The following is an 11,554-nucleotide window of genomic DNA, read 5'->3' on the forward strand; positions in this document are numbered from 1 at the left end:
GGCTGGGTCGCAGTCCGCGCCGGTTGCTTGACAAACGCGCGCGGCGTCCCGAATCCTCCGCTCGTCGGCCCGTTTTGGTCGTCCGCGAATAAACCCCCGAGGAAGGTTCGACGTGAACCACACCCGAGTCCTGCGGTCGGTGGTCGTCGGCGTCACCGCGTTGGCGTTGATCACCGCGTGCGGCACGCCGCCGCCCAAGGACGGCGCCGCGAACGGCACCGCCGCCGCCACCGCGAAGTCCGCCGCCGACTTCGGCGGGCTGGACAAGCTGGTCGAGGCCGCGAAGGGGGAGGGCAGGCTGAACGTCATCGCCCTGCCCCCGGACTGGGCCAACTACGGTGAGCTGATCGAGGCGTTCGAGGCGAAGTACGGCATCGAGGTCGACTCCGCGCAGCCCGACGCGTCCAGCCAGGACGAGATCAACGCGGCCAAGCAGCTCAAGGGTGGCGACCGCGCGCCGGACGTGTTCGACCTCGGCCTCACCGTGGCGCTGGCCAACACCGACGTGTTCGCGCCCTACCAGGTGCGGACGTGGGCCGACATCCCCGACGAGCTCAAGGAGCCGTCCGGGCTGTACTACGGCGACTACGGCGGCTTCATGTCCATCGGCTACGACGCCGCCAAGGTGCCCGCGCCGACCGCGGTCAAGGACCTGCTCAAGCCCGAGTACCAGGGCAAGGTCGCGCTCAACGGCGACCCGACCCAGGCGGGCGCGGCGTTCTCCGGCGTGGTCATGGCCGCGCTGGGCAACGGCGGCTCGGCCGACGACATCGCACCCGGCGTGGAGTTCTTCAAGCAGCTCAAGGCCGCGGGCAACTTCCTGCCGGTCGACCCGTCGCCCGCGACCGTCGAGTCCGGCCAGACACCCGTCGTGATCGACTGGGACTACACCAACGCCGCGCAGACCGCGAAGCTCGCGGGCAAGGTCGACTGGAAGGTCGTCGTCCCGGCCGAGGCGCAGGTAGGCGGTTACTACAACCAGGCGATCAACAAGGACGCGCCGCACCCGGCCGCCGCGCGCCTGTGGCAGGAGTTCCTGTACTCCGACGAGGGCCAGAACCTCTACCTCAAGGGCCTGTCGCGCCCGGTCCGGATGGACGCGATGACCAAGTCCGGCACGGTCGACGCGGCCGCGGCGGCGAAGCTGCCGAAGACGTCGGGCGAGCAGGTGTTCCCCACCCAGGAGCAGTCGGACAAGGCCAAGCAGGTGCTGGCCGCCACGTGGGCGCAGGCGGTGGGCTGACCGGTGGTCGCACCCGTCACGACCGGGGTCGGGAGGGCCGACCGCGCCGCTCCGGGCCCCGGTCCCGGCCGCAGCCGCGTGGCGTGGCTCGTCGTGGTGCCCTTCCTGGCCTACGTCGGCACGTTCCTGGTGTACCCGACGGTGTCGGTGCTGGCCGGCGCGTTCCAGGACGCCGACGGCGGGTTCACGCCCACCAACCTGGCCGACCTGACCCGCGGTGCGTACCTGCGGGCGTTCCTGCGCAGCATCGAGCTGTCCGCGATCACCGCCCTGCTGGGCGCGGTGCTCGGGGCCCTGCTGTCGTGGGCGGTGGCCGGCGGCGCGCCGGACGGGCCGCTGCGCCGCGTCGTGGTGGCCGGCGCGGGCGTGCTCGCCCAGTTCGGCGGCGTGCCGCTGGCGTTCGCGTTCCTGGCCACGGTCGGCTTCCAGGGCTTCGTCACGCGGTTCCTGCGCGACTCGTTCGGCGTGGACCTGTTCGCCGGCGGCGCGTGGCTGTTCGAGCTGCCCGGCCTGACCCTGGTCTACACGTTCTTCCAGATCCCGCTGATGGTCATCGTGTTCCTGCCCGCGCTCGACGGCCTGCGCCCGCAGTGGCGGGAGGCGGTGGACAGCCTCGGCGGCACGGCGTGGACCTACTGGCGGCACGTCGGCGGCCCTGTCCTGCTGCCCGCGTTCCTCGGCGCGGTGCTGCTGCTGTTCGCCAACGCGTTCTCCGCCTACGCCACGGCGGCGGCGCTGGTGTCGCAGGGCAGCCCGATCGTGCCGTTGCAGATCCGCGGCTTCCTGACCGGCGAGGTGCTGCTGGGCCGGGAGAACCTGGGCAAGGCGCTCGGCCTGGGCATGGTCGTGGTGGTCGGCGTGGCGATGGGCCTGTACGCGGTGGTGCAGCGGAGGTTCGCCCGATGGCAGCGGTGAGGGCACGGGGTCGCGTCGTGCGGTTCGTGGTCCTGCTGGTGCTCGGTGCGTTCTTCCTGCTGCCGCTGGTCGCGATGGTGGAGTTCTCCACGCGGGGCGCCGGCGGCACGCGCGGTCTGGCGTCGTGGGCGGCGATCGCGGACGACCCGGACCTGGTCGAGGCGATCGTGGTGTCGGTGCAGCTCGCGGCCGCCAGTTCCCTGCTCGTGCTGGTGCTGCTGGTGCCGACGATGACGTGGATCAGGCTGCGGCTGCCCGCGTTGCGGCGGCTGGTGGAGTTCCTGTGCCTGCTGCCGGTGGCGATCCCGGCGATCGTGCTGGTGGTGGGCATGGCGCCGCTGTACGCGTGGGTGAACTACCTGCTCGGCGACTCGCCGTTGACCCTGGCGTTCGCCTACGCGGTGCTGGTGCTGCCGTTCGCCTACCGGGCGATCGACGCGGGCCTGTCCGCGATCGACCTGAAGACGTTGGCGGAAGCGGCCCGCGGGCTGGGCGCGTCCTGGGGCACGGTGCTGCTCCGGGTCGTCGTGCCCAACATCCGGACCGCGCTGATCGGCGCGTCGCTGCTGTCGGTGGCGCTGGTGCTCGGCGAGTTCACCGTCGCGTCGCTGCTGAACTTCGACACGCTGCAGGTGCGGGTCAACCTGCTCGGCAAGCGCGACGCGGGCGTGTCGATCGCGGTGTCGCTGATGAGCCTGCTGTTCGCGTTCGCGCTGCTGTTCCTGCTCTCGTTCATCGGCAGGCGGCGGCGTGCCGCCGTCGGGGAAGGCTGACATGGGGTACCTGCGACTGGACGGGCTGCGCAAGGCGTTCGGCGGCCAGACCGCGCTCGACGGGCTCGACCTGGACCTCGCCGAGGGCGAGCTGGTCAGCCTGCTCGGCCCCAGCGGCTGCGGCAAGACGACCGCGTTGCGGATCGTGGCCGGGTTCGAGACCGCCGACGCCGGGTCCGTGCTGGTGGCCGGCCGTGACATCACGGGCGTGCCCGCGAACAGGCGGGACATGGGCATGGTGTTCCAGGCTTACAGCCTGTTCCCGAACATGACCGTGACGCAGAACGTGGCGTTCGGCCTGCGGCTGCGCAAGGCGCCGGACCGGGCCGGGCGGGTCGCCGAGCTGCTGGAGCTGGTCGGGCTCGCCCACCTCGGCAAGCGCTACCCGCACCAGCTGTCCGGCGGTCAGCAGCAACGCGTGGCGCTGGCCCGTGCCCTGGCGATCCGGCCGCGGGTGCTGCTGCTGGACGAGCCGCTGTCCGCGCTGGACGCCAAGGTGCGGGTGACCCTGCGTGACGAGATCCGGCGCATCCAGACCGAGCTGGGCATGACCACGCTGTTCGTCACGCACGACCAGGAGGAGGCGTTGGCGGTCTCCGACCGGGTGGGCGTGATGTCGCACGGCAGGCTGGAGCAGCTGGACACCCCCGCGGTCGTGTACCGGGAGCCCGCGTCGGCGTTCGTGGCGCGGTTCGTCGGCGTGACGAACGCCCTGCACGGCGTCGCCGAGGCCGGTGGCGTCCGGCTGGGCGCGTTCCGGCTGGCCACCGACGCGGCGGACGGGCTGACCGGCGAGGTCGAGGTGATCGTGCGGCCGGAGGACATCGCGATCACGCCACACCCCGGCCCGGCGGCCGGCGCGTTGACCGGCGCCGTGCTCGCGCAGAGCTTCCTCGGCCCGGTCACCAGGCTGTCCGTGCGGCTCGACGGCGGCGACCAGGTCCTGCGGGTCGACCAGCCGTCCCACCGGGCGGCCGACTTCCCGCCCGGCACCGCCGTCGCGCTGGACCTCGCGGTCGGCAGGCTCATGGTCGTCGGGGCGTGACGGCGGTGCCGGCCGTCACGGGCGGCGCAATTTCGTCAACCTGAGCCGCTCGTCCTCGGAAAGCGCCGAATCGGTCAAAACGCGCACCCCGCGCGCGCCGATCGGCTGGCCGTTCACGGAAGTGACCCACGTGGTCGGCACATCGGTGAACAAGGTGACTTCCGGCGTGTCGGCGAAATGGCCGTAACCCAACACCGTCGACCGGCTCACGTTCGGCCCGTTGAGCACCACGTAATCCTGGTCGGCGAGGGTCGGGTCGGTCACCCACGGCACCTCGTCGCCCAGCGTCCAGCCGCCGACGCCGCCGTAGCGCAGCAGGAACGTGCGGGCGTGGTGGATGGTGACCACGTAGTGGTGGTCGCAACCCGGGTCTACCGGCGCGGGCGTGCGGGTGAAGTCCAGGCCGTACGGGACGCCCGTCGCGCGCAGCGCCCGCGAGAACGCGGCCGGGTCGCCGCCGCCGGTGCTGATCGCCCGGGACAGCGCCGACCACGCGCCGGTGGCCGTCTGGTTGGGCAGCCGGGCGCCCGGCCAGGGGTCGCGAATGGTCATGCCGCCCCAGATGAGACGCACGGCCGGGGCGGGCCAGACATTGTCTCGTTCACCCCGGTAGAGGGTCATGTCCGGCATCGGAATACTCCTCGCGAGGAATTCGTGCAGAGGAATCGGTGCCGATCCTACGCGGAGTAGGACGAAACGCGGACCACTTCACCGCCAAGGAGTACCGGGCCGCGAAAATGCGGTGTGAAAAGGGGGAATATGCAATGTGGCCGCCGCCGGAACGGGCGGAGGGGTCCGCCGCGGCGCGCGGCGGACCCCTCCGGGTGTCACGACGGTCGGACCGTACGGGCTAGCGCGGGAACAGGTCCCGGTACGCCCCCTGCGTCTGCACGTTCAGCTCGCCGACGCGGATGAGCTTCGCCGTCGCGGTCCGCGGGTCGCGGATGTCGAGCACGTCGAAGCCCTTGGCCATGTCGGAGGAGAAGATGTAGCCGTTGTAGTAGTACGCCGACCACGAGCCGCCGCCGGCGCCGTTGGGCAGCGGGCCGCGCTCGAACCAGCCGATCTCCTTGGGGTTGCGGGAGTCGGTGAAGTCCCAGATCGAGATGCCGCCCTGGTACCACGCCTGCACCATGATGTCGCGACCCTGCACCGGGATCAGCGAACCGTTGTGCGCCACGCAGTTCTCCGTGTCGCCCTGGGTCCGGGAGATCTTGTAGTAGGAGCGGAACTCCAGCTTGCGACCGTCACCGCGACCGGTGATGTCGTAGATGCCGTCCGCGCCGCGGGTCGGGCCGATCTTCTCGTTGCACGTCGGCGCGCCGCCGCCACCGAGCTCGTCGGTGAAGACGACCTTGGTGCCCTCGTTGTTGAAGGTGGCCGAGTGCCAGAACGCGAAGTTCACGTTGTCCTGCACGCGGTTGATCTCGCGGGGCTTCTCCCGGTCGGAGATGTCCCACAGCACGCCGTCACCCATGCAGGCGCCGGCGGCGAGGTCCTTCGACGGGTACACGGTGATGTCGTGGCAGCCCGAGGTGGCGCGGACGTAGCCCTCCTCGATCGTGCCGTCACGACCGGGGTTGCCGCCGTCCGGGAACAGCACGTTCTCGCTCAGCAGCGACGCCGCCGCCGGGTTCTTCAGCGGCACCTTGACGATGGAGATCAGGTCGTGCGGCGGCTGGCAGTCCGGGAAGGTCGCGTTCGGGCCGTACGACGAGACGTACAGGTACGCGTTCTTGCCCTTCTTGTCCGGCACCAGCGTGTGCGTGTGCGAACCGCACTTGGTCTCGACCGCGGCGACGTACTTCGGGTTCCTCTTGTCGCTGATGTCGAAGATCTTGATGCCCTCCCACGCGTCCTTGTTGGTCGCGGAGAGCGGCGTGCTGGCGCAGGAGTTGTCGCTGCGCGAGGAGTCCGTGGACAGGAAGAGCAGGTTGTCCTTGACCGAGATGTCGTTCTGCGAGCCGGGGCACCAGACCGAGCTCACGATGGACGGCTTGCGCGGGTTGCGCACGTCGTAGATGACGAAGCCGTCGTAGTTGCCGTCGAACGCGTAGCCGTTCTGGAACGCCAGGTCGGACCACGTCGACGACGCGGTGAACGGCGCCGGCTTCGGCAGGTTCGCCAGGTGCTTGACGTTGCGGCTGTTGCGGATCTCGTCGACGCCGGGGATGCCGGCGGCCGGCTGCTCCTGGCTCGACAGCTGCGTTTCGGACAGTCCGGCAAGGTCGGCGTCGTCCGGCGCCGCCGTCGCCTGCGGCGCCCAGGCCACGACCGACAGGCTGAGCGCGAACGCCCCCAAGACCGCGCCCGGCGTTCTGCGCCGGCGCGTCGAATCGCGTGCTTCCACTTTCAGGTTCCCCTTCCAGCCCACTGCAGGGCCCGCAGTATCGCCCGTTCGCAACGCTAAGGACCAGACCCGATCGTCGGGAATTTTGTTACTTCCGGCAGGTGGAACGGCCGGGTACGTTGGCGGCCGACCGGAGTCGTAGGGGGTATCGGATGCGGATCGTGTTCGTCGCGGTGTTGGTGGCCGTCCTCGCGGGCTGCACGTCCCAGGCGGACGACCAGCCTCCGATCATCGCGCCGCAAGGGCCCGGCGAGCAAGCGAAGACGTTGGCGCCGGAGGAGTTCGGCACCGACCGCTGGGTCGCGCCCAGTCGAGCCGACCTGGACTACGTGGCCCGCATGATCGTCCACCACCGACAGGCGCTGGAGATGACCGCGCTGGCCCCGGAACGCGCGCAGAACGAGACCGTGCGCGGCCTGGCGTCCCGGATCCACGACACCCAGGGCCCGGAGATCGCCGCGATGGAGCAGTGGCAGCGGCAGTACGCGGAGAACGCGCCGGCGCACGGCCACAGCGGCGAACTGCCCGAGGTCGACCACGCGTCCATGCCCGGCATGGCCACCGACGAGCAGTTGGCCGCCCTGGAGGCCGCGCGGGGCGCGGACTTCGACCGGCTCTTCCTCCAGCTCATGATCGCCCACCACGAGGGCGCGGTCCGGATGGCCGTCGACGTGCTGTCCACCGGACGCGACGTGCGCGTCGAGGAGATGGCCAACGACGTGTCCGTGTCGCAGACCGACGAGATCGACCGGATGCGGGCGATCACCATCCCCTGACCTGCCCGAGTGTCGAACGCTCAAGTCCCGAGTGTCGAACGCTCAGATCCCGAGAGTCCTACGTCCAGGACCCCTGAGTTCAACGCTCAGGTACACCCCTGAGCGTGGATCAGGGTGGTTTACGGGAGGATCAACCGACCGGTTGATGCGAGGTGTGGCCCGCCGTGCGATCCGCCGGGCCGCCGCCGCGACGACGCTGGTGGCATGGCAATCATCGAGGTGGTCGACCTCGTCAAGACCTACGACCGCAAGGTCGCGGTGGACGGCGTGTCGTTCACCGTCGACGAGGGGGAGATCTTCGGCATCCTCGGCCCGAACGGGGCCGGGAAGACGACGACGGTCGAGTGCGTGGAAGGCCTGCGCAACCCCGACGGCGGCACGATCCGCGTCGACGGCTTGGACCCGCGACACGATCGCGCGAAGCTGCGCACCCGGCTGGGCGTGCAGCTGCAGCAGAGCGAGCTGCCCGACCGCATCCGGGTCGGCGAGGCGCTGGACCTGTACGCGTCGTTCTACCGCGACCCGGCCGACTGGCGGGAGCTGCTGGCCCGCCTGGGCCTGGCCGATCGCGCCAAGACCGAGTACCGCAAGCTCTCCGGCGGCCAGAAGCAACGCGTCTCCATCGCGCTGGCGCTGATCGGCAAGCCCAAGGTCGCCGTGCTGGACGAGCTCACCACGGGTTTGGACCCGCAGGCGCGCCGCGACACGTGGAGCCTGGTCGAGCAGATCCGCGACGCCGGCGTCACGGTCGTGCTGGTCACCCACTTCATGGAGGAGGCCGAGCGGCTGTGCGACCGGATCGCCCTGATCGACGCGGGCAAGCTGGTCGCGGTCGACAGCCCGGCCGGGCTCGTGTCCCGGGTGGACGGTGAGCAGCGGGTCCGGTTCCGGCCCTCCGCGCCGCTCGACGTGGACCTGCTCACCGACCTGCCCGAGGTCTCGCAGGTCGAGCGGCACGGTCCGCAGCTCGTCGTGACCGGTACCGGCAACCTGCTGCACGCCGTCACGTCGGTCCTCGCCCGCAACCAGATCGTCGCCGCCGACCTGCGCATCGAGCAGGCCGGCCTGGACGACGCCTTCATCCGCCTCACCGGCCGCAAGCTCTCGGAGTAACCGCATGCTGAAGATCGTCAACACCGAGTGGAAGCTGTTCCTGCGCGAGCCGAGCATGGTCGTGTTCGCCATCTTCTTCCCGACCATCCTGCTGCTGGTGCTCGGCGCCATCCCGGCGCTGCGCACCCCCGACCCCAACTTCGACAACCTGCGGTTCGTCGACGCCTACGTGGGCACGCTCGTGGTGATCGCGCTGGCGTTCCTGGGGCTGAACAAGCTGCCGTCCACGGTCGCCACCTACCGCGAGAAGGGCGTGCTGCGCCGCTTCTCCACCACCCCGGTCCACCCGGCGCGCCTGCTCGTGGCGCAGGTGCTGGTCAACGTGATCGCGGGCGTGATCTCGATCGTGCTGCTCATGGTCGTGTGCCGGGTGGTGTTCGACATCGACCTGCCACACCACCCGCTCGGGTTCCTGGTGACGTGCCTGCTGGGCATGCTGTCGCTGTCGGCCCTGGGGTTGCTGGTCGCGGCCTGGGCGCCGAACGCGCGGGCCGCGGGCGGGTGGGCGACGGTGGTGTTCATGCTGGTCATGTTCTTCGGTGGCGCGTACCTGCCCCGGTTCCTGATGCCGGAGTTCCTGGTCCGCGTCGGCGAGTACCTGCCGCCGGGCGTGGGCGCGTTGCAGGAGGCGTGGCTGGGCGCCGCGCCGGACCCGGTGCAGCTGGGAGTCCTCGCCCTGGTCACGCTGGCGGCGGGTACGGTCGCGGCGAAGTCGTTCCGCTGGGAGTAGGGGTGCGCGCGTGAGGGACGATCTCGACGTCTGGGAGAAGCGCCTCGATGCGGTGGGGCACGCCATCCCGTACTTCGTCCTGGTGCTGCCCACGGTCGTCTACCTGGCGACGGGCACCGACCCGTGGCGGACCGAGGCGGTCAACGTCGGCATCGCGGCGGTCACCGGCCTGTGGATGCTGTGGTGGTTCACCCTCCACCCGGGCTGGCGGTCGCGCACCGGGTTGATGGCGGTGTTCTTCGTCGGTGTCCTGGTCGCGTACGCGGTGCTGGGGTTGCGCGACCCGATCTTCGGGTTCTTCTCCTTCGCCGGGTACGTCTACGCCATCGAGGTGCTGCCCGGTCGCTGGAAGTTCGCGGGGGTGGTCGTCAACGGCGTGCTGGCGGCCACCTCCCTGCACGGCGGCTTCCCGCCGGCGGAGTTCGGCGCGATCGTGATCTACCTGGTCATCGTGGTGGTGATCGTGACGATCGCGAGCACGTTCACCATGCTGGGCCACATCACCACCGAGCAGTCCCGGCGGCGCAAGGAGATGGTCGCCGACATGGCGGCCATGATGGAGGAGAACGCGGGCCTGCACGCCCAGCTGCTGATCCAGGCGCGTGAAGCGGGGGTGCTGGACGAGCGGCAGCGGTTGGCGCGGGAGATCCACGACACGCTCGCCCAGGGCTTCACCGGCATCATCACGCAGCTCCAAGCCGACGAGGACCCGCCGCGGCACGTCGAGACGGCGTTGCGGCTGGCGCGGGAGAACCTGGCCGAGGCACGCCGCTCGGTGCACGCCCTGCGCCCGCCCGCGCTGGTGGACGCCAACCTGCCGGACGCGTTGGCCGAGGTCGCGGCCGGGTGGACGGACCAGACCGGGGTGGCCGCGTCGATCAACACGACGGGTGCGGCGCGCGCCCTGCACCCCGAGGTGGAGGTGACGTTGCTGCGGGCCGCCCAGGAGGCGTTGTCGAACGTCGCCAAGCACGCGCGCGCGTCCCGGGTCGGGTTGACGTTGTCGTACATGGAGGACGTGGTGACGCTGGACGTGCGAGACGACGGCACGGGGTTCGACCCGGAGGCGCGCACGGACGGGTTCGGGCTGGTCGGCATGCGCCAGCGGGTGTCCCGCCTGGCAGGTGCGCTGGTCGTGGAGTCCGAGCCGGGCGGCGGCACGGCGGTGTCCGCGTCGGTGCCCGCGATCCCGGCCGAGGTGACCCGGTGATCCGCGTGGTGATCGTGGACGACCACCCCGTGGTGCGCGACGGGCTGCGCGGGATGCTGGCGGGTGCCGGTGACGTCGACGTGGTGGGTGAGGCGGCGGACGGCGGCGAGGCGGTGACCGTGGTGCGGGCGCTGCGGCCGGACGTCGTGCTGATGGACCTGCGGATGCCCGGCGTGGACGGCGTCACGGCCATCGAGCGGCTGCGCGGCTGCCCGACCCGGGTGCTGGTGCTGACCACGTACGACACGGACAGTGACGTGCTGCCCGCGATCAAGGCGGGCGCGACGGGGTACCTGCTCAAGGACACCCCGCGTGACGAGCTGTTCCGGGCGGTGCGTTCGGCGGCCAGGGGAGAGGCCGTGCTGTCACCGTCCGTGGCGACGCGGCTGGTGGGCCAGGTGCGGCAGCCCGCGGCGGAGCCGTTGAGCGACCGCGAGGTGGAGGTGCTCGGGCTGATCGCGCGCGGCTGCACGAACCGCGAGGCGGCGGCGAAGCTCTTCATCAGCGAGGCGACGGTGAAGACGCACTTGGTGCACGTCTACGCCAAGCTGGGGGTGAAGGACCGTGCCGCGGCCGTCGCGGTGGCCTACGAGCGGGGGCTGCTGGGCGCTTAGCCGCACCGGCTGTCGCGACTTGTCCACAGCGGCGAGCAGCGGTCGCGCCACACCCCCGCACGGGGTCACCGTCCGAAATTGCCTGATCAGGCCAGTGGCGGGGCGGAGCTGATCGCCCGGAACCCCGGCATCCGCCGAGGCCGCCCCGCAAGCGTTGGCGAAGCAGTTGTCCACAATCGGCGAAGACCTCGATGCGGTCACCGGAGATCACGCCGAACCTGTGCCCATGGCCAACGACCTCGGCAACACCACCGAACACCCCCTCCGACTAGTAGTCGACGCGGTCGGTCCGGGACAGCCACGCGGCGAACGGCGCGGTGTCCTCCCCCGTGGAGACCTGGTGCACCGGCAGGCTCCACGTCGCGCGGGGCCGGCCGAACAGCTCGTGGAACTCGCGGTCGTCGAACCCGGCCGCGGCGGCGTCGTGCCGGTCGGCGGCGTAGACGACCCGGTCCACCCGTGCCCACAGTGCGGCGGACAGGCACAGCGGGCACGGCTCGCACGACGACACCAGCACGCAGCCGGTGAGCCGGAAGTCCCCGACGGCCCGGCACGCCGCGCGGATGGCGACGACCTCGGCGTGCGCGGTGGGGTCGAGCGTCGGGGTGACCTGGTTGGTGCCGGTGGCGACCACCTCGCCGGCGCGGACGACCACCGCGCCGAACGGGCCGCCGCCGTCGGCGACGTTGCGGGTGGCCAGCTCGATCGACTCGCGCAGCCAGGCGTGGTCGGGGGACACGGACGTGGTCATGGGGTGCTCCTCGGGGCGTGCGCGAGCGCGCCGC

The 11,554-nt window shown here is 71.1% G+C and carries 12 protein-coding genes; 9 read left to right on the forward strand and 3 right to left on the reverse strand.

Translation table 11 applies throughout. The features are described 5' to 3' along the window. Window positions 1-112 precede the first annotated feature (112 nt). The 4 genes from FHX81_RS34830 to FHX81_RS34845 are packed head-to-tail and all read left to right on the forward strand — an operon-like array spanning window position 113 to window position 3,976. Window positions 113-1,243 (forward strand): ABC transporter substrate-binding protein, encoded by a 1,131-nt coding sequence (locus FHX81_RS34830; protein ID WP_141982741.1) that lies wholly within the window; start codon window positions 113-115, stop codon window positions 1,241-1,243. A gap of 3 nt (window positions 1,244-1,246) precedes the next feature. Beyond that, entirely contained in the window at window positions 1,247-2,158 is a 912-nt protein-coding gene (locus FHX81_RS34835) for an ABC transporter permease (protein ID WP_141982742.1), read from the forward strand. Then, complete coding sequence (locus FHX81_RS34840) at window positions 2,146-2,931, forward strand: ABC transporter permease (RefSeq protein ID WP_141982743.1); 786 nt, start codon at window positions 2,146-2,148, stop codon at window positions 2,929-2,931. The genes FHX81_RS34835 and FHX81_RS34840 overlap by 13 nt, the downstream gene beginning before the upstream one ends. A 1-nt stretch (window position 2,932) precedes the next feature. Next, the gene (locus tag FHX81_RS34845) at window positions 2,933-3,976 is read left to right on the forward strand and encodes an ABC transporter ATP-binding protein (protein WP_141982744.1); all 1,044 of its coding nucleotides are present in this window, start codon (window positions 2,933-2,935) and stop codon (window positions 3,974-3,976) included. A 15-nt stretch (window positions 3,977-3,991) separates the two neighbouring features. Here the strand turns inward: FHX81_RS34845 and FHX81_RS34850 are convergent, their stop codons facing one another. Both FHX81_RS34850 and FHX81_RS34855 read right to left on the reverse strand, forming a co-directional pair. After that, window positions 3,992-4,606 (reverse strand): hypothetical protein, encoded by a 615-nt coding sequence (locus tag FHX81_RS34850; protein ID WP_141982745.1) that lies wholly within the window; start codon window positions 4,604-4,606, stop codon window positions 3,992-3,994. Window positions 4,607-4,826: 220 nt separating this feature from the next. Then, window positions 4,827-6,257, reverse strand: coding sequence for an LVIVD repeat-containing protein (locus FHX81_RS34855; protein ID WP_425473902.1), 1,431 nt, complete (start codon window positions 6,255-6,257; stop codon window positions 4,827-4,829). A gap of 221 nt (window positions 6,258-6,478) precedes the next feature. On the opposite strand from FHX81_RS34855, the gene FHX81_RS34860 reads away from it, so the two are divergent. The 5 genes from FHX81_RS34860 (at window position 6,479) to FHX81_RS34880 (ending at window position 10,769) form a co-directional block, all read left to right on the forward strand. Then, a complete protein-coding gene (locus FHX81_RS34860) occupies window positions 6,479-7,102 on the forward strand; it encodes a DUF305 domain-containing protein (RefSeq protein WP_141982747.1) in 624 nt (207 codons plus the stop codon). A gap of 204 nt (window positions 7,103-7,306) precedes the next feature. After that, window positions 7,307-8,215, forward strand: coding sequence for an ABC transporter ATP-binding protein (locus FHX81_RS34865; protein ID WP_141982748.1), 909 nt, complete (start codon window positions 7,307-7,309; stop codon window positions 8,213-8,215). 4 nt (window positions 8,216-8,219) lie between these two features. Next, window positions 8,220-8,945, forward strand: coding sequence for an ABC transporter permease (locus FHX81_RS34870; RefSeq protein ID WP_141982749.1), 726 nt, complete (start codon window positions 8,220-8,222; stop codon window positions 8,943-8,945). A gap of 10 nt (window positions 8,946-8,955) precedes the next feature. Next, window positions 8,956-10,155 (forward strand): sensor histidine kinase, encoded by a 1,200-nt coding sequence (locus tag FHX81_RS34875; protein WP_141982750.1) that lies wholly within the window; start codon window positions 8,956-8,958, stop codon window positions 10,153-10,155. Next, window positions 10,152-10,769 (forward strand): response regulator, encoded by a 618-nt coding sequence (locus FHX81_RS34880; RefSeq protein WP_141982751.1) that lies wholly within the window; start codon window positions 10,152-10,154, stop codon window positions 10,767-10,769. The genes FHX81_RS34875 and FHX81_RS34880 overlap by 4 nt, the downstream gene beginning before the upstream one ends. A 268-nt stretch (window positions 10,770-11,037) precedes the next feature. On the opposite strand, the gene FHX81_RS34885 is transcribed toward FHX81_RS34880, so the two are convergent. Next, a complete protein-coding gene (locus FHX81_RS34885; RefSeq protein ID WP_141982752.1) occupies window positions 11,038-11,520 on the reverse strand; it encodes a nucleoside deaminase in 483 nt (160 codons plus the stop codon). Window positions 11,521-11,554 lie beyond the last annotated feature (34 nt).

Source organism: Saccharothrix saharensis, assembly GCF_006716745.1.
GTDB lineage: Bacteria > Actinomycetota > Actinomycetes > Mycobacteriales > Pseudonocardiaceae > Actinosynnema > Actinosynnema saharense.

What these genes read in the sequence shown, in the direction of transcription:
- FHX81_RS34870 (WP_141982749.1), top strand. Translation starts at nt 8,220, where the DNA reads ATGCTGAAGATCGTCAACACCGAGTGGAAGCTGTTCCTGCGCGAGCCG.
- FHX81_RS34845 (WP_141982744.1), top strand. Translation starts at nt 2,933, where the DNA reads ATGGGGTACCTGCGACTGGACGGGCTGCGCAAGGCGTTCGGCGGCCAG.
- FHX81_RS34850 (WP_141982745.1), bottom strand. Translation starts at nt 4,606, where the DNA reads ATGCCGGACATGACCCTCTACCGGGGTGAACGAGACAATGTCTGGCCC.
- FHX81_RS34885 (WP_141982752.1), bottom strand. Translation starts at nt 11,520, where the DNA reads ATGACCACGTCCGTGTCCCCCGACCACGCCTGGCTGCGCGAGTCGATC.
- FHX81_RS34865 (WP_141982748.1), top strand. Translation starts at nt 7,307, where the DNA reads ATGGCAATCATCGAGGTGGTCGACCTCGTCAAGACCTACGACCGCAAG.
- FHX81_RS34840 (WP_141982743.1), top strand. Translation starts at nt 2,146, where the DNA reads ATGGCAGCGGTGAGGGCACGGGGTCGCGTCGTGCGGTTCGTGGTCCTG.
- FHX81_RS34860 (WP_141982747.1), top strand. Translation starts at nt 6,479, where the DNA reads ATGCGGATCGTGTTCGTCGCGGTGTTGGTGGCCGTCCTCGCGGGCTGC.